At 67.1% G+C, this 16,827-nt stretch carries 15 protein-coding genes; 8 read left to right on the plus strand and 7 right to left on the minus strand.

Annotated elements, in window-relative coordinates; translation table 11 throughout:
- The first annotated feature begins 98 nt into the window (after positions 1–98).
- Positions 99–1,217: a succinyl-diaminopimelate desuccinylase gene (gene dapE, locus Q9Q95_RS17035; protein ID WP_306098344.1), complete on the plus strand. Its 1,119-nt coding sequence runs from the start codon at positions 99–101 to the stop codon at positions 1,215–1,217.
- Here the strand turns inward: dapE and Q9Q95_RS17040 are convergent.
- The 4 genes from Q9Q95_RS17040 to Q9Q95_RS17055 are packed head-to-tail and all read right to left on the minus strand — an operon-like array spanning position 1,214 to position 5,482.
- Positions 1,214–2,887 carry a bifunctional diguanylate cyclase/phosphodiesterase gene (locus tag Q9Q95_RS17040; protein WP_306098345.1) on the minus strand — a complete coding sequence of 558 codons (1,674 nt, stop codon included), beginning with the start codon at positions 2,885–2,887 and terminating at the stop codon, positions 1,214–1,216. The two genes, dapE and Q9Q95_RS17040, sit on opposite strands and share 4 nt — an antisense overlap.
- A gap of 54 nt (positions 2,888–2,941) precedes the next feature.
- Entirely contained in the window at positions 2,942–3,535 is a 594-nt protein-coding gene (locus Q9Q95_RS17045; protein ID WP_306098346.1) for a Smr/MutS family protein, read from the minus strand.
- Positions 3,532–4,827 carry a murein transglycosylase A gene (locus Q9Q95_RS17050; protein WP_306098347.1) on the minus strand — a complete coding sequence of 432 codons (1,296 nt, stop codon included), beginning with the start codon at positions 4,825–4,827 and terminating at the stop codon, positions 3,532–3,534. Before Q9Q95_RS17050 ends, Q9Q95_RS17045 begins: the two co-directional genes overlap by 4 nt.
- Before the next feature lie 10 nt (positions 4,828–4,837).
- The gene (locus Q9Q95_RS17055; protein WP_306098348.1) at positions 4,838–5,482 is read right to left on the minus strand and encodes a Tim44/TimA family putative adaptor protein; all 645 of its coding nucleotides are present in this window, start codon (positions 5,480–5,482) and stop codon (positions 4,838–4,840) included.
- Between the two features lie 166 nt (positions 5,483–5,648).
- Between Q9Q95_RS17055 and secB the strand changes: the two genes are divergently transcribed.
- The 5 genes from secB (at position 5,649) to Q9Q95_RS17080 (ending at position 10,956) form a co-directional block, all read left to right on the plus strand.
- Positions 5,649–6,158, plus strand: coding sequence for a protein-export chaperone SecB (gene secB, locus Q9Q95_RS17060; RefSeq protein WP_306098349.1), 510 nt, complete (start codon positions 5,649–5,651; stop codon positions 6,156–6,158).
- 156 nt (positions 6,159–6,314) lie between these two features.
- The gene (murJ, locus tag Q9Q95_RS17065; RefSeq protein ID WP_306098350.1) at positions 6,315–7,898 is read left to right on the plus strand and encodes a murein biosynthesis integral membrane protein MurJ; all 1,584 of its coding nucleotides are present in this window, start codon (positions 6,315–6,317) and stop codon (positions 7,896–7,898) included.
- Positions 7,899–7,900: 2 nt separating this feature from the next.
- Positions 7,901–8,905 (plus strand): tryptophan--tRNA ligase, encoded by a 1,005-nt coding sequence (gene trpS, locus Q9Q95_RS17070; RefSeq protein WP_306098351.1) that lies wholly within the window; start codon positions 7,901–7,903, stop codon positions 8,903–8,905.
- 104 nt (positions 8,906–9,009) lie between these two features.
- Positions 9,010–9,825 carry a ThuA domain-containing protein gene (locus Q9Q95_RS17075; protein WP_306098352.1) on the plus strand — a complete coding sequence of 272 codons (816 nt, stop codon included), beginning with the start codon at positions 9,010–9,012 and terminating at the stop codon, positions 9,823–9,825.
- Positions 9,826–9,915: 90 nt separating this feature from the next.
- Entirely contained in the window at positions 9,916–10,956 is a 1,041-nt protein-coding gene (locus tag Q9Q95_RS17080) for a CAP domain-containing protein (RefSeq protein WP_306098353.1), read from the plus strand.
- A 244-nt stretch (positions 10,957–11,200) separates the two neighbouring features.
- Here the strand turns inward: Q9Q95_RS17080 and dnaA are convergent, their stop codons facing one another.
- From dnaA to mutM, 3 genes are all read right to left on the minus strand, one after another.
- Positions 11,201–12,538, minus strand: a complete 1,338-nt coding sequence (gene dnaA, locus Q9Q95_RS17085) for a chromosomal replication initiator protein DnaA (RefSeq protein WP_306098421.1) — start codon at positions 12,536–12,538, stop codon at positions 11,201–11,203.
- 457 nt (positions 12,539–12,995) lie between these two features.
- A complete protein-coding gene (gene rpsT / locus Q9Q95_RS17090) occupies positions 12,996–13,259 on the minus strand; it encodes a 30S ribosomal protein S20 (protein WP_306098354.1) in 264 nt (87 codons plus the stop codon).
- 136 nt (positions 13,260–13,395) lie between these two features.
- Positions 13,396–14,205, minus strand: a complete 810-nt coding sequence (mutM, locus tag Q9Q95_RS17095; protein ID WP_306098355.1) for a bifunctional DNA-formamidopyrimidine glycosylase/DNA-(apurinic or apyrimidinic site) lyase — start codon at positions 14,203–14,205, stop codon at positions 13,396–13,398.
- A 139-nt stretch (positions 14,206–14,344) separates the two neighbouring features.
- Here mutM and Q9Q95_RS17100 point away from each other — a divergent pair, with 139 nt between their 5' ends.
- On the plus strand, positions 14,345–15,076 hold the full coding sequence (locus tag Q9Q95_RS17100) for a class I SAM-dependent methyltransferase (protein WP_306098356.1): 732 nt from the start codon (positions 14,345–14,347) through the stop codon (positions 15,074–15,076).
- Positions 15,077–15,188: 112 nt separating this feature from the next.
- Positions 15,189–16,721, plus strand: coding sequence for a 2-polyprenylphenol 6-hydroxylase (ubiB, locus tag Q9Q95_RS17105; protein WP_306098357.1), 1,533 nt, complete (start codon positions 15,189–15,191; stop codon positions 16,719–16,721).
- Positions 16,722–16,827: the final 106 nt, after the last annotated feature.

A 16,827-nucleotide genomic window follows, 5' to 3' on the forward strand; every position in this document is an offset into this window, starting at 1 on the left:
CCCGTCATTCCGGCGAAAGCCGGAATCTCTTTGCAACTGCCACGCGCTCGGGGAAAGAGGCATGCGATCCCGGCCTTCGCCGGGATGACGGAGCGGGAATGGACGTAGTCGAACTCACCAAGGCGCTGATTGCCGCCGAAAGCGTAACCCCGGCACGCGGCGGCGTGTTCGACGTGCTCGAGGCGGCGTTGATCCCGCTCGGCTTCGCGGTCGAGCGTTTCGTCGAGGGCACGGCGCCAGACGGCCCGGTCGAGAATCTGCTCGCCACCCGCGGCACGGCGGGCACGCATTTCGCCTTTGCCGGCCATCTCGACGTAGTGCCCCCCGGCGAAGGCTGGGCGAGCGGCGCCTTCGCCCCCGAGATTCGCGGCGACCTGCTCTACGGTCGCGGCGCAGTGGACATGAAAGGCGCGATCGCGGCATTCGTCGCGGCGGCGGCGCGCGTCCCGGCAGAAGGCAGGACCAGCCTGATCATCACCGGCGACGAGGAAGGCCCCGCCACCTTCGGCACGCCGCGGCTGATCGAGCGCATGGCCGAACGCGACATCCGCCCCGATCTCTGCCTCGTCGGCGAACCCACGTCGGCGAACCGGCTCGGCGACACGATCAAGATTGGCCGGCGCGGCTCGACGGTGATCTGGATCGACGTGCCCGGCAGGCAAGGACACGTCGCCTATCCGCACCTCGCCGACAATCCGATCCCGAAGCTGATCGCCGCGCTCGCCGAGATCGACGAGATCGTACTCGATGCGGGCAATGCCTGGTTCCAGGCATCGAACATCGAAGTCACCGACATCTTCACCGGCAATCCCGCGACCAACGTCATTCCCGGCAACGCCCGCGCGCGGCTGTCGGTCCGCTTCAATGACGAACAAAAGGGTCCAGAATTGATCGCGCGGATCGAGGCGACCGTCCGCCGCCACGCGCCCGGCGCGGAGGTGAAGGGGACCGTCTATGGCGAGGCCTTCCTGACCCAGCCCGGCGCGCTTTCCAGCCTCGTTGCCGGCGCGATCGAAGCGAGGCTCGGCATCGTCCCCGAACTCTCGACCAGCGGGGGCACTTCGGACGCGCGCTATCTGGTCAAATTGTGCCCGGTGGTCGAGTTCGGCCTGATCAACGCGACGATGCACAAGCTCGACGAAGCTGTGGCGCTGGCCGATCTCGCGGCACTTGCGGACGTGTACGAGGAAGTATTGCGGCGGGTGGCGGCCGCCTAGCTCGCGATCCGCCGCGGCTCGACGTCGCGGACCCAGGCGAGGAATTCCTCCTCGGCCATCGGCGTCGCCACGGCATAGCCCTGCAATACGTCGCAACCGATCACCCGCAACACCGCAGCCTGCGCGTCGCTCTCGATTCCCTCGGCCACTGCTTCGCAGCCGAGCCCATGGACCAGCCCGATCACGGCCTGGGCGATCGTCCGTGCCTCGGGCTGGTCGACGACGTGCTCGATCACGCTGCGATCGAGCTTGACCCGGTCGACCGGCAATTGCCGCAACCGCGCGAGGTTCGAATAGCCGGTGCCGAAATCGTCGATCGCGACGCTGGCGCCATCGGCCCGAAGCGCGGCGATCGCCTCGAGCACTTCGCTCGAGCAATGCATCGCCAGGGTCTCGGTGATCTCGAGCTCGAGCAGGCTCGCGGGTGCCCGTGCTGCATGCATCGCAGCGCGCAGGCGGCGGAAGAACTCGGCATGATCGATCTGGCGCTGGCTTATATTGACCGCGAGTCGCTGCTGGATGCCCAATTTGCCCCAGCGCGAGATCGTCTCGGCGACGCTGGCGACCACCCAGTCGCCGATCTCGACGATCAGTCCGGTCTCCTCGGCGCGCTGGATGAACGCACCCGGCAGCTTGAGCCCGTCGGGATGCCGCCAGCGCAGCAGCGCCTCGGCGCCGACGATCCGTCCGTCGGCGGCGCTGACCTGTGGCTGGAAGACCAGCGCGAACTGGTCCTTGTCGACCGCGGCGCGAAGGTCGCTTTCCAGCTGCGCCCGCTCGGCGATCTGCGCGGCGAGAAACTCGCTGAAATGCTCGGTCCGCCCCCGCCCGAGCGCCTTGGCGTGATACATTGCGGCATCGGCGGCGCGCATCAGGTCGTGCAGGGTATTGCCGTGATCGGGGCGCATCGCCACGCCGATCGAGGCGCCGATCGAGATCTCCTGTTCGGCGAGCGCGAACGGTTCGGACAATGCGAACAGCACGCCGCGGCCGATCCGGTCGGCGTCGCGCAAATTGCGGATCTCCGGGAAGAACATCGTGAACTCGTCGCCCGCGAGCCGGCCGATCAGCGGCGCGCGAATGCTCCCCTCGGCGGCGAAACGGTCGGCCACGGCGCGCAGCCGATTGGCAACCATGCCGAGCAGGACGTCGCCGGTGGCATGGCCGAGCGTGTCGTTGACCATCTTGAAGCGGTCGAGATCGATGAAATAGAGCACCGCGTTCGCGCCCGGCGGCAACTCGGCGAGCATCCGCTCGGCGGTGCGGCGGAAATTGGTGCGATTGGCCAGCGCCGTCACCGGATCGAACATCGCGAGCCGCTGGACGCTTTCGAGATTGTCGTGGAGCTGGCGGAACAGTCCGTCCATCGCCTGTGCCAGCGGCGGCACGCAGCGGCGGACTTCGTCGGGAATCTCGCTCTGGAGGTCGCCGTTGGCGGCGCTGGCGAGCCGCTCGATCGCCGAATCGATCGCGCCGGCGGTGGAGGCGATGCTGCGCTCGGCCGAGGCCCAGCACATCACCCCGCAGACGATCGCGGCGATCAAGGCGCGGCCGGCCGATTCGACGGTGATGGTGCCTTCGGACGCGGCGGCAACGGCGAGGATGAACGCCACGGCCCCGGCGCACATCGCAAACGCGATGGCTCGGCTCTTTAGCGAAAACCCTTCCACTCCGCCGCTCTAACCCCGCTCCATGTCCCCGGGGCTTAATGTTGCAGACAGAAGTTAAGAATTTCGTGGCGGCGCGGTGCGCGGACGGCGCAGCACGATATAGAGCGCGCCGCTGCCGCCATGGCGCGGATGCGCGGTGCGTACCGCCGCGATTCGATCGGCATGGCGCGAGGATGCCAGCCAGTCCCCGACTGCCGCGCGAATCGCGCCGCGCGCATGCGGCCGCTCGGATTCGGGCCGCGGCGGCTTGCCGGTGATCAGCAGCAGCACCCGGTCGCCCTGACGGATCGCCTGGTCGAGCCCGCGATCGAGCCGGTCATACGCCGCAGCGAGGCTGTGGCCGTGCAGGTCGATCGCAGATTCGGGCCCGACCAGCCCGCGCGACAGCCGGCGATCCCACGAACCGTCGAGAGTATTGGAGCTCCCCTCCCTGCTCGCAGGGAGGGGCTGGGGATGGGTGCGAGGCGCCTTGGCGCCGAGCGAGGCGCGGGCGGCAGGCGGAGGGCTCGCGACTTTGCCGCTCGCGCCTACCCCCCCAGGGAGGGGGGTGGACGGCATTGTCCTGGCCTTGGTCGGCTTGAGCGGCGTCACCGTCGCGATCACGCGTTGCCACAGCGCCGCCTCCTCGGGCGCCAGAGTCCGTTTCACGGCGTCGGCGCCGCCGCGGTCCGCCGCGCGAGCACGCCCTTGGGCAGTAACAGCCACGCCGCTCCGCGCGCCGACATGCCGCCGGCGATCGCGCGCGCATCGTCGCCCGCGCCCCAGAAGGTATCGAAGCGGTTGGCCCCCTTGATCGCCCCGCCGGTATCCTGCGCCACCCACAAACCGGTCGCGTCGGTGCGGTCCATCGACAGGAAGGCCGGCGCCCCCAGCGGCACGAACTTCGGGTCGACCGCAGCGCTCGTCCAGCCGGTCACCGGCAGCCCCATCGCGCCGAGCGGCCCCGCCCCGGTCAGTTCTTTGAAGAACACGAAGCTCTTGTTCTCGCGCATGATCGCGCGGCCTTCCTCGGGATGCGCCCGCAAATAGCCCATGATCCCCTGCATCGAGGCCTGGCCCGGACCGAGCAGCCCGCGATCGCGCATCAATTTGCCGATGCCGGTATAATCGCGGCCATTCTGCCCGGCATAGCCGATCCGCATCACCCCGCCGTCGGGCAGCCGCAGCCGTCCCGACCCCTGGACCTGGAGGAAGAAGATCTCGACCGGATCATTGGCATAGGCGATCACCGGCGCGCGACCGTCGAGCCTGCCTTCCTCGATCGCGGTCCGGTCGTAATAAGGCACGAAATTCTTGCCCTCGACCCGCCCGCGGATCTTCTTGCCCTTGAGGTCGTCGGAGAACAGCCCGAGATCGACGTCGATCAGGTCGCCCGGCACGCCATAGATCGGCACTTCGCACCCTGCCCGCCGCGTACGGCAACCATGGATCTCGGGCTCGTAATAGCCGGTGGCGAATGCCTTGCCGTCGCCGATCTGTACGGTCTCGAAATAGCGGACGAAGAATGCGCGCGCATCCCGCGCCGGCCAGTTGGCGGCACCGCGGCACGATTCGGCCCAGTCGGCGCCCTGAGTCAGCCCGCTGGTGTCGGTCCGCCGCTGGAGCGCCGAACAGCTCAACCGATAAGCCGTCAGCGCCCGCTCGGCGCCTTCCTGCGTGATCGGCAACCGGTCCAGTGCAGGTCCCGCAACGAGACCGGCTGCTGCCGCATTGGTCGCGCTGGCGGGCGCCGCGACTGCCGACATCGCAGCAAGCGGCGTCGCCGCGGTCGGCTGCCGCGCCGGCAGATGCACCGGGGTTTCAGGAAGCTCACGCGGTCGCGAAGCCTCGCGCGGGGATGTCGGCGCAGGCGCCCTCCCCACACCCGCCTCGGGCGGCACGATTCCGCCCGAACAGGCGCTCAACAGAGCCGCGGACGCGACTGTCCCCCACAGACGCATATTTGGCCCCTTATGCTTCGTCGGTCTCGACCAGCTTCCAGTTGGGATCGTCGCTGCGCAGGTTCCGCGCGAAGGTCCAGATATCGTGCGTCTCGACCGCGTCGCTGAGCGAACCCGCGACGACATTGCCGTCCTGGTCGCGCGTCACCGCGGCGATATCGGCGTCGAAGCGCACCGTGATCCGCGCGATCTTGCCGTCCACGGAGGCGTCGGAGATCACCGTGCGTTCGATCGCTACCAGCCGGTTGTCGAGCACATGGCCCGCGGCCTTGCGCTCGGCGATCGCCTCGGCAAAGCCACCGCGCACTTCGTCCTCGACCAGCCAGCCAAGCGTTTCCTCATCGCCTTTCCAGAAGGCCTCGAGGATCATCCGGTACGCCGATTTGGCGCCTTCGACGAACTGGGCAACGTCGAAGCTCGAATCGGCGGAGACGACCGCGCGCAGCCCGTTCTCGGCGCCCGCCTCGATCGGGCGGCCGGCGCTTTCGCGCACTTCGGGGGTTACGTCGATGGTCCGCGGCATCGACTGCGGCGCGATGCGCTCCTCGGCGGGCTTGGGCAGCGCTTGCTCATGGCCCGTGCGCTTGCCCAGCACCGAATAGAGCCTGAGTGCCAGGAAACCGGCGATCATCGCGAACAGGATAACGTAAAACACTGAGCCTCCGAGCCTCGTTGCCGAGATACATAGGCCTTAGCGCCGCGGGATACAAACGCCCGCGAAATCGCCGCCCGATTGATGTCTCCGTGCGCCCCTGCTAGGCGCGCTGGCTGAACAAACGCGTCACGTACGCGAAACTTTCCGACAGACAGAGGAATCTTCGATGGCAGAGAACGACACCATCGCCGAATTCGGCGAACCCGCGGCCAATGGCGCCGATACCGCGCCGGTCGCCGGGGTGCTGTCGCAATATGTAAAGGACCTGTCGTTCGAGAATCCGAACGCGCCGCAGGTCTATCAGTCGCAGACCGCACCCGCCATCGACGTCCAGTTCAACATCGGTTCGGGCCAGGTCGGCGAGGACGTCTACGAAGTCGTGCTCAAGATCGACGTCAAGGCGCAGGCCGAGGACCAGACCGCGTTCGTGGTCGACTTGTCCTATGCCGGCCTGTTCGCGATCCGCAACGTGCCGCAGGAGCAGATGGAGCCCTTCCTGCTCGGCGAAGCGCCGCGCATTCTGTTCCCCTTCGCGCGCCGCGTGATCGCCGATTGCGTGCGCGACGGCGGCTTCCCGCCGCTGATGCTCGAGCCGATCGACTTCACCGGCATCTACCTGCAGCAGCGCGCCCAGGCCGGCGACGTCGCGCAGGGCGAGATCGCAGGCAACGCCTGACGTTATTTCCGGGGGATCGGGCATAGTGACAAATAATCGTCACCCCCGCGAAAGCGGGGGCCCATCTCCTGGACCGTCGGCACGCGCCACAGCCGTTGCCGCTCCTGACTTCTGCACGAGATGGGTTCCCGCTTTCGCGGGGATAACGGGATTCGCATGAAGCTCGCCCGCAGCCTCGGCTCGATCGGCGGACTCACGCTCGCCAGCCGCATCCTCGCGCTGGTCCGCGATTCGCTCCAGGCGACCTTTGTCGGCGCGAGCTTCGCGTCGGACGCGTTCCTCGTCGCATTCCGACTGCCCAACATGTTCCGCGCCTTCTTCGCCGAAGGGGCGTTCGCCTCTGCCTTCATCCCGATGTTCAATCGCAAGGTCGGCGAGAACAAGGGCGAGCTCGCCCCCGCTTTGGCCTTTGCCGAGCGTGCGCTGGCAGTATTGTTCGTCTTCCTCGCAGTGATGACCGCAGCGATGCTGGCCGCGGCATGGCCACTCACCTGGGGTCTCGCCGGCGGCTTTTCGAAGCAGCATCCGACGCCCGATCAATTCGCCTTCGCGGTCGAATTGTCGCGGATCACGATCCCCTATCTGATGCTGATCAGCCTCGCCTCGTTGCTCGGCGGGATCCTCAATTCGCTCGACAAGTTCTGGGTCAACGCCGCCGCGCCGATCCTGCTCAACGTCGCGATGGTCACAGCCCTGCTGTTCTTCCACGGCGATCCCTATGAGACCGCGCGCGCGCAGGCGATCGCAATTCCCGTCGGCGGGCTGCTCCAGCTCGGCTGGCTATGGCTCGCCTGCCGCCGCGCCGGCGTCTCGCTCAAGCTGCGCCGCCCGCGGCTCGATCCGGAGATCCGCCGGCTGATGAAGCTGATCGTCCCCGCCGCGCTGGGCGCAGGTGCGGTGCAGATCAACCTCGTCATCTCGACGGCGCTCGCCGGCGCGCTGCTCGCCGAAGGGTCGATCTCGTACATATATTACGCCGATCGGCTGAACCAGCTGCCGCTCGGAATGATCGGCATCGGTCTGGGAACGATCCTGCTGCCGACCGTGTCGCGCCTGCTCGGCGAGAAGCGCGACGCCGAGGCGATGGAGACGCAGAATCGCGGGATCGAGCTGGCGCTGTTTCTCACCTTGCCCGCGACGGTCGCCTTCATCGTCGCCGCCGAGCCGATCGTCCGCGGCCTGTTCCAGCACGGCGAGTTCAGCGCCGAGGATACGGTCCGCTGCGCCTGGGCGCTCTCGGCCTTCTCGATCGGGTTGCCTGCCTATGTGCTGATCAAGGTGCTCACGCCCGGTTTCTATGCGCGCGAGGACACCCGCACCCCGGTCCGGTTCGCGACGATCTCGGTCGGCGTGAACCTGATCCTCAATCTCGTGCTGATCCCGTGGATCGGGCATATCGGCCCGCCGCTCGCCACCGCGATCGCCGCGACCGTCAATCTCGTCCTGCTCTATCGCGCGCTCGGCAAGCGCGGTCATTTCGCCGCCGATGCCCAGCTCAAGCGCCGCCTGCCCCGCCTCGCGCTCGCCGCGATCCTGATGGGCGCGGCGCTCTACGCCGGCGAGCGGCTGCTCGATCCCTATCTGACCGGCAATCTGTGGATGCGTTTCGCCGCGCTGAGCGTGCTGGTCGGCGCGGGCGGCGCGCTCTATGTCGTCGCCTGTTTCGTCACCCGCGCCTATCGGGTGAGCGACATCAAGGCCCTGATCCGCCGCAAAGCATCCGCGGCACCCAAGGAGTGAACATGCGCGTCGTTTCCGGCATCCAGACCACCGGCAATCTCCACCTCGGCAATTATCTCGGGGCGATCCGGCAGTGGGTGGCGATGCAGGACGCCCTCGAAGAGAATGGGGGCGAATGCCTGTTCTTCCTTGCCGATCTCCACGCGCTGACCGGCAATGTCAGCCCGCAGGAGCTCGCCAATTCGACGATCGAGATGGCCGCGACGCTGATGGCTGCCGGGATCGACGATCGCGCGATCCTGTTCAACCAGGCCCGCGTCCCCGCGCATGCCGAGCTCTGCTGGATCCTCCAGGGCACCGCGCGGATGGGCTGGCTCAACCGCATGACCCAGTGGAAGGACAAAGCCGGCAAGAATCGCGAAGGCGCCAGCGTCGGATTGTTCACCTATCCGGTGCTTCAGGCCGCCGACGTGCTGGTCTACAAGGCGACGCACGTGCCGGTGGGCGAGGATCAGAAACAGCATCTCGAACTCGCCCGCGACATCGCGACCAAGTTCAACACCGATTTCGGGGTGGAGCTGTTCCCGCTCCCCGAGCCCTTGATCTCGACGGCCGCGCCGCGGATCATGTCCTTGCGCGACGGCAGCGCCAAGATGTCCAAGTCCGATCCGTCGGACATGAGCCGGATCAACCTGATCGACGACGACGACACGATCGCCGCCAAGATCCGCAAGTCGAAGTCCGACGCCGATCTGCTGCCCGACAGCTTCGACGCGCTGGCCGAACGCCCCGAGGCGAAGAACCTCGTGACGATCTACGCCGCGCTCGCCGAACGCACGCCGCAATCGGTGGTCGAGGAATTCGCCGGCCAAGGCTTCGGCGCGTTCAAGCCGGCGCTCGCCGATCTGGCGGTGGCGGTGCTCGCGCCGGTGCGCGACCGGTTGAAGCAATTGCTCGACGATCGCGCAGCGGTAGGGGCGCAGCTGGCCAAGGGCGCCGAACGCGCCAACGCGCTCGCCGCGCCGACGCTCAAGGCCGCGCAGGCGGCGGTGGGGTTGCAGGTCTAGCGCCTTTATCGTCATCCCGGCGAAGGCCGGGATCTCGGGCGAGGACGCGATATGGCCTGAGATCCCGGCGTGCGCCAGGGATGACGTAAAGGGAGGAGAAGCGCGTGTTCGCTACGAAGATGCTCATCGGATTGAGTGCACTGGCGTTGCTGGGACAAACCGTCCCCGACCCGCATCGCCCCGCGCCGAGCCTCGACACCGTCGCCCCGACGCTCCCGCCGCTCCATCGCCCGGCGATCCTGATCTTCAGCAAGACCAACAGCTATCGCCACGATTCCATCCCCGCCGCCACCGCCGCGATCGCGAAGCTGGTCCGCGCCCGCGGCTGGAGCGCCTGGGCCACCGAGAATGCCGCGATCTTCAATCCCGCCCAGCTCGCCAAATTCGACGCCGTGGTCTTCGCCAGCGCCAGCGGCGATCTGTTCACCCCCGACCAGCGCGCCGCCTTCCAGGAGTATCTCGCCGCAGGCCATGGGTTCGTCGGCCTTCATGCCGCCGGCGACGGCAGCCATCCCGATTGGTATCAGGCATTGGTCGGCTATGGCGGCTATACCGGCCACCCCGGCGGCGGCGATCAGTTCCAGCAGTCCGAGCTGATCCTGGTCGATCGCACCCATCCGGCCACCCGGCATCTGCCGGTGCGCTGGCGCTGGACCGAGGAATATTACGCTTGGGCCTCCCCGCTGCGCGCCGACGCCCATGTCCTCGCCCGGCTCGACGAGACCGGCATGCGGCTCGAACCCAAACACAGGATGGGCGAGAAGCACGCGCTGATCTGGTGGCGCTGCGAGGGCAAGGCGCGGATCTTCTACTCCGCGCTCGGCCACAAATCCGAAGTGTGGTCCGATGCGGCGCACCGCAAAATGATCGACGGCGCGATCGGCTGGGCCGCCCGCAAAACCGGCAAAGGCTGCGACTGAGCCTCGCAGCCAAGGAAACGCACGCGCACTTGCCGCGTTACCCCTTTGCCCAGGACGCGCGCTGAGGCGCTCCTGCGTGAGGGCGCGGTGATGCGTAAACAACTGACTCTGCTGATGATCCCGCTGCTGGCCCTGTCCGCGTGCGGGGGTGGCGGAGGCAGCGACGGCGGCGGAACGGTCGTTCCTCCACCGATCGACACGCCGGGTCCGACGCCGACGCCCACCCCGGTCCCGGTTCCCTTCCCGACCCCCACGCCGGTGCCCGGCGACTTCCTCACTGCCGCCGCCGCGCTGTACACGACTCCCGTCGACATCGCCGCCTGTCAGCCAGGACTGCTCAAGCCGGCAGTGACCAGCCAGGTGCTGCAGACCCTCAACGCGGTCCGTGCGCTCCATCGCCTGCCGGCCGTCGCATATTCCCCCGCCGACGAGTCCGGGGCACAGCAATCGGCGCTGATGCAGGCGGCCAATGCCCAGCTCAGCCATACCCCGCCGACCAGCTGGCGCTGCTACACCGCCGCGGGCGCAGCCGCGTCCGGGTCGAGCAATCTCTATGGCGGCACCGGCCCCGGCCTCGGCTTCTTCACCGACGAGCAGATCATCGCCGGCTGGCTCACCGAAGTGCAGAACATCGTCGCCGAAAATGTCGGGCATCGCCGCTGGCTGCTCGATCCGTTTCTCGGCTCGATCGCCTATGGGCGGGTCGCCGGGCGCTACCAGACCAGCAGCCGCGCCGACGCAGCGGCGATGAAGGTGTTCGACACCGCCGGCCCCGCGGGCCCGACCGGGCCGCTTCCCGATTATGTCGCCTATCCGTTCGAGGATTATCCGGCGCGGCTGTTCGACACCCGCGCACTGCTCTCGTTCGGGGTGATCTCGAACAAGACCAACAAATGGGGCAACACCAATGTCGATTTCTCGAACGCCGCGATCACCGTCCGCCAGCGCGGCGGCGCGACGCTGACCGTCTCGCGGATCGCCTACGACACGCAAGGCTATGGCTTGCCCAACAACATCCAGTTCGCAGTGAGCGGGCTACAGGCCAACACCTATTACGACGTCACGATCGACCGGGTGAACGTCGCCGGCACCCAGCGCAGCTACAGTTATTTCTTCCGGATCGTGCCGTGAGTCGATGAAAATCCTCCCTCGCGAAGCGGGGGAGGTGGCGCCGAGGGCGACGGAGGGGGCGCCTCCACAAAGACATCGCGCGCGGACAGGCCCCCTCCACCACTTCGTGGTCCCCGCGCGAGGGAGGATCTAAGACAATCGGGGTGGAGGCGTGACCATAGCGTTTGCCCCGCTCTCATCTCCTCCACCCCGCCCCCACCCAGCGGGTGGGAAGCCGCCCCTCAAAGGGGCGGAACTTGTGCGCTCAGCCCTCGAGCGAGCGCATCAACGCGCGCACCGCGCCGTCGATCTCGACATCCTTGCCGCGCAATTCCTCGATCCGTCGCACCGCGTGGATCACGGTCGAATGATCGCGATTGCCGAACTTGCGGCCGATCTCGGGAAGCGAGCGCGTGGTGAGTCGCTTGGCGAGATACATCGCGATCTGACGCGGGCGCGCGATCGCAACGGCGCGCCGTTCCGAAATCAGGTCGATCTGCTTGACCTCGAAATGGCTCGATACCGCGCGCTGGATCTCGTCGATCGTGATACGCCGCTGGGCGTTGCGCAGCACCTCGCCGAGCGTCGTCACTGCGAAATCGATCGTGATCGTCTCGTTCGACAGATTGGCATAGGCGACCAGCCGGTTGAGCGCGCCTTCGAGCTCGCGGACGTTCGAGGTGATTCGCGCCGCGAGCAGATCGACGACCTCTTCCGGCATGTCGACCGCAGGCATATCCTCGAGCTTGCGGGCGACGATCGCACGGCGCAGCTCGAGCTCGGCGGGCTTGATGTCGGCGACGAGGCCCGAACCGAGCCGTCCGGCCAGCCGCGGCTCGAAGCCTTCGAGCGCCTGCGGCGCGCGATCGGCGGCGATCACGAGGCGCTTCCCCGACGACATGAACTCGTTGACGGTGTGGAAGAACTCTTCCTGCGTCGCGTCCTTGCCGCCGATGAACTGAAGGTCGTCGATCATCAGCAGATCGACCGAGCGCAGCCGCGTCTTGAACGCGTGCGTGTCCTTGTTGCGCAGCGCCTGCACGAACTCGAACATAAAGCGTTCGGCAGTGACGTAGATCGCCGTCGCATCCGGGTTGGCGTCGAGAAAGGCGTGACCCAGCGCGTGCATCAGATGGGTCTTGCCCTGGCCGGTGCCGGCGTGGAGGTAGAGCGGGCTGAATTGCGGCATGCCCGGCTGCGCGACGGCCTTCGCCGCGTTGAACGCGACGCGATTGGCCGAATCGACGACGAACCGCTCGAAGGTGAAGCGCGGATCGAATGCCGGACGCTCGCCCTGCGGCAGCGGCACGGGGGCGGCTTCGAGCTCGGCCTTGAGCACGCGCGCGGGTTCGTCGGCCATCGTCTCGATGGTGACGCTCAGCACCTCGGGCAGCACCGCGCGGAATTCGAGCAGCAGGCGCTCGGAATAGTGATTCTTGACCCATTGGGTCATGAACGACGACGGCAGGCCCAGCCGCACGGCCTGGCTGTTCGATCCCTCGATCAGCACCACCGGTTTCAGCCACTGGTCGAACAGGCGCTGACCAGCAGAGCGCCGCAGGTTGCCGCGCACATGGCTCCACGCCTTGCTGACTGCCTCCATGTCACCCCGCTCCAGTGTCTGCACCTGAGTCACAACGACGCACCCCTCCTTCGCGGAAAGCAGACCTTTCCGCGCGTAAACTCATTACGACCAAAGGCTCCCCGCAGCCGGAAATGCCCCCAGGCTGGCGCGTTGAGCTTTCACTAAACCCGGCAACGAAACGCGCCGGGACATCTGTTTTAGGAACCGAAAACTGAGTCGAGCAAGGCCCGGCATGCAAAGAAAGTGAAATAGTTTTGTTGACTCGGAAGAACCCGCGGTTTTCCGTCCTGTCACAATTTTCCACCTGAAATTTCAGTGGTTTACGCTAACCTTCATAAAATTGAAGCATGCGAATCGTTGGATTTCCGCCACTTACCCCAAGCTAGTCGCACATGGGGGCCAAGTCCTTTGCTGCACACGCGAAAAACCCCGCCGGAGCGGGTCCGGCGGGGTTATCGTTACGGAAATGTGACGTTTATGCCAGCGCTTGCACGCGCTTGTTGAGGCGCGAGAACTTGCGGCCTGCAGTATTCTTGTGGAGCACGCCCTTGGCGACGCCGCGCGCGATCTCGGGCTGCGCGGCGGCGAGCGCGGCGCTGGCAGCGGCCTTGTCGCCCGATTCGAGCGCCGACTCGACCTTCTTGATGAAGGTGCGGATACGGCTGACGCGCGTACCGTTGATCTCCGCACGGCGGTCGTTCCGCCGGATACGCTTCTTCGCTTGCGGCGTATTCGCCATGCCGTCTCGTTCCTGCTCAATTGGAAGGGCGAGGGAAGGCCCACGCCGGGAAAGGCGAGCCCCTTAACGTCTGTGGCGATTCGGGTCAACCTTCGCGTTCTCGTCATCCCCGGGAAAGCCGGGATCTCGCTACTGGCTATTTCTGGCACCGCGGGCACCAGAAGGTCGAGCGCCCCGAATCGACGCGCCGCTCGACCAGCCCGCCGCATGCGCACGGCTCGCCTTCGCGCCCATATACCCGCCATTCCTTGGCGAAATAGCCGAGCTCGCCATCGGGGCGCGCATAATCGCGCAACGTCGAGCCGCCCGCCCGGATCGCCGCGGTCAGCACCTCGCGCACGGCGTCGACCAGTTTCGTCAGCTGCTTCCGGGATATCGTCCCCGCCGCCCGCGTCGGCGCGATCCGGGCGAGGTACAGCGCCTCGCACACATAGATATTGCCGAGCCCCGCGACCACGCGCTGGTCGAGCAGCAACGCCTTTACCGGCGCGATTCGGTCCTCGAACGCCTGTGCCAGATGCGCCGCATCGAATTCGGCCCCGAGCGGCTCGGGGCCCAGCGCGGCAAAGGCCGGCCATTCCGCCAATCCCCCGGTCGGGACCAGATCGACCGAGCCGAATCGCCGCGCGTCGTTGAGCGCGAGCCGGTGCTTCGCGGTCTCGATCACGAAATGATCGTGCTTGCCCAATTCCTCGGGATCGATCCGCCACCGCCCCGACATGCCGAGATGGAAGACCAATGTGTCGCCGCGATCGGTGTCGATCAGCCCATATTTCGCGCGCCGCCCCAGTCCGGTCACCGTCGCCCCGGTCAGCCGCTGCCCGAGACCCTCGGGGAACGGGCGGCGGAGATCGGCGCGACGGAGCGTCACCCGTTCGATCCGCGCGCCTTTCAGCACCGGTTCGAGGCCACGGACGGTCGTCTCGACTTCGGGAAGTTCTGGCATTGCCCCCGCCTACCCTCTCCGTCAGCCCGGCGAAAGCGGGGATCGCGGGCAGCGGGCGCACGGCAAGTGACACGAGGTCCCGGCTTTCGCCGGGATGACGGGGGTTTGCTAGCCGCACCCTCCCCGCTACAGGCACGCCATGCCCGACACCGTCTCCTTCGGCTACGAAGACATCGCCCCCGAGGACAAGACCGCCCGCGTCGGCGAGGTCTTCTCCAGCGTCGCCTCGAAATATGATCTGATGAACGACGCGATGTCGGGCGGCCTCCACCGGCTGTGGAAAGATTTGTTCGTCCGCCGGGTGAAGCCGCGCGACGGCGAGCATATCCTCGACATGGCCGGCGGCACCGGCGACATCGCCTTCCGCATGGCGCCGTCGGGCGCGGCGATCACCGTCGCCGACATCAATTCGGAGATGCTCGCCGTCGGGGTCGAGCGCGCCGCCCAGCGCGGGATCGACGGGCTGGTGTGGAGCGAAGCCAATGCGGAAGAACTGCAATGGCCCGACCGCTTCTTCGACGCCTATACGATCGCCTTCGGCATCCGCAACGTCACCGACATCCCAAAGGCGCTCCGCGAGGCGCATCGGGTGCTCAAGCGCGGCGGCCGGTTCTACGTGCTCGAATTCTCGACCACCCAATGGCCGGGATTCGCGCAGGTCTATGACGCCTATTCGCACCATCTCGTGCCGCAGCTCGGCAAATTGCTCGCCGGCGATGCGGATTCGTATCGCTATCTGATCGAATCGATTCGCCGCTTTCCGCCGATGCCCGAATTCGAGGCGATGATCCGCGACGCCGGCTTCACCCAGACCAAGGTCGAGCCGCTGCTCGGTGGGCTGGTCGCGATCCACAGCGGCTGGAAGATTTGAATCCTGTGACGCGTTTCGATCATTTCCGTCATCCCGGCGAACGCCGGGACCTCGGGCGAGGGCGCGATACGGCACGAGATCCCGGCGTCCGCCGGGATGACGGCGTCCCCGCGTGACCGCCCCTGCCGTCCATCTCTGGCGCCTGCTCAAATGGGGTCGCATCCTCGCGCGTCACGGCGCGTTGCGCGGGATCGAGCGCGACCCCAATACCCCGAAGCCGGTCCGCCGCGTCGCCCGTCTCGCCCGCTTCGGCGCGCGCGTGCCCGAAGTACCGCGCTATGCCGACGCCTTTCAGGCGATCGGTCCCGCCGCGATCAAGCTCGGCCAGACGCTGGCGACGCGCCCCGATCTCGTCGGCGAGGCAGCGGCGAGTGACCTGCTTCGCCTGCAGGACGCGCTGCCGCCGCTTCCTTTCGCCGTGATCCGCGAGCGCATCGAAGCGTCCTACGGCCGCCCGCTCGAAACTGTCTTCGCCTCGATCGAGAAGATCCCGGTCGGCGCCGCGTCGATCGCGCAGGTCCATCGGGCGGTCACCACCGACGGCCGCCACGTCGCGGTCAAGGTGCTCCGGCCCGGCATCGAGACCGAGTTCGCCAAGGCGATCGGCACTTATGAATGGGCGGCCGCGCAGGTCGAGGGCATGGGCGGCGAAGCCGCGCGGCTCCGTCCCCGCCTGATCATCGAGACCTTCAAGCGCTGGACCGCGCGCGAACTCGATTTGCGCCGCGAAGCAGCCTCGGCTTCCGAACTCGCCGAAGGCATGACCGCCGAGCCCGATTTCTACGTGCCCGCGATCGACTGGCAGCGCACTACCGGCAAGGTGCTCACCCTCGAATGGCTCGACGGAATCAAGCTGTCGGACCGGACCGCGCTGATCGCCGCCGGTCACGACACCAGTGCGCTCGCCGGCAAATTGATCCGCGCCTTTCTCCGCCAGGCGATCGCCGAGGGCTTCTTCCACGCCGACATGCACCAGGGGAATCTGTTCGCGCTCCCCGACGGTCGCATCGCCGCGATCGATTTCGGCATCATGGGCCGGATCGATCGCCGCGCGCGTGTCTGGCTGGCCGAGATCCTCTACGGACTGATCACCGGCAACTATAAGCGCGTCGCCGAGATCCATTTCGAGGCGGGCTATGTCCCCGCGCACCACAATGTCGCCGAATTCGCCACGGCGCTGCGCGCGGTCGGCGAGCCGATGCGTGGCCTGCCGGTCAAGGACATGAGCGTCGGCGCGATGCTCGACGGGCTGTTCAACATCACCCGCGACTTCGACATGCAGACCCAACCGCATCTGCTTCTGCTCCAGAAGACGATGGTGATGGTCGAGGGCGTCGCGCGCGGGCTCGATCCCGAGATCAATCTTTGGGAGACCTCAGGGCCGTTCGTCGGCGAATGGATCCGCACCGAACTCGGCCCCGAAGCCGCGGTCGCCGACCGGATCATCACCGATCTGCGCACTCTGGCGCGATTGCCCGAGCTGATCCGCAACATCGAATTGCGCTATCCCGCCCCCGGCGGCGCGCCGCCCGCCCCGCCGCTTCGCGAGATCGAGGTCGTCCGCGTCGGCGGCGGCTGGCGCTACGTCGCAGTGGCGATCGCGGCGGCGGCGGCGAGCGCTGCGGCGATGTGGGCGATTTTCTAGAGCTTGATCATTTGTTCCCCGGCGAAGGCCGGGGCAGTATCGGCGAAGTCGAGAGGTGATACCACCTTGAGAGCGCTTGCAACCAGCCCCTGCCTCCGCCGGGGAA

Origin of the sequence: Sphingomonas sp. DG1-23 (assembly GCF_030730875.1) — a bacterium.
In the GTDB taxonomy this organism is placed as follows: Bacteria; Pseudomonadota; Alphaproteobacteria; order Sphingomonadales; family Sphingomonadaceae; genus Sphingomonas.

Excerpts from the sequence above, each read along its gene's own strand:
- Q9Q95_RS17100 (WP_306098356.1), top strand. The coding sequence starts at position 14,345 with ATGCCCGACACCGTCTCCTTCGGCTACGAAGACATCGCCCCCGAGGAC.
- rpsT (WP_306098354.1), bottom strand. The coding sequence starts at position 13,259 with ATGGCGAATACGCCGCAAGCGAAGAAGCGTATCCGGCGGAACGACCGC.
- dnaA (WP_306098421.1), bottom strand. The coding sequence starts at position 12,538 with ATGGAGGCAGTCAGCAAGGCGTGGAGCCATGTGCGCGGCAACCTGCGG.
- dapE (WP_306098344.1), top strand. The coding sequence starts at position 99 with ATGGACGTAGTCGAACTCACCAAGGCGCTGATTGCCGCCGAAAGCGTA.
- trpS (WP_306098351.1), top strand. The coding sequence starts at position 7,901 with ATGCGCGTCGTTTCCGGCATCCAGACCACCGGCAATCTCCACCTCGGC.
- murJ (WP_306098350.1), top strand. The coding sequence starts at position 6,315 with ATGAAGCTCGCCCGCAGCCTCGGCTCGATCGGCGGACTCACGCTCGCC.
- Q9Q95_RS17080 (WP_306098353.1), top strand. The coding sequence starts at position 9,916 with ATGCGTAAACAACTGACTCTGCTGATGATCCCGCTGCTGGCCCTGTCC.
- secB (WP_306098349.1), top strand. The coding sequence starts at position 5,649 with ATGGCAGAGAACGACACCATCGCCGAATTCGGCGAACCCGCGGCCAAT.
- mutM (WP_306098355.1), bottom strand. The coding sequence starts at position 14,205 with ATGCCAGAACTTCCCGAAGTCGAGACGACCGTCCGTGGCCTCGAACCG.
- Q9Q95_RS17050 (WP_306098347.1), bottom strand. The coding sequence starts at position 4,827 with ATGCGTCTGTGGGGGACAGTCGCGTCCGCGGCTCTGTTGAGCGCCTGT.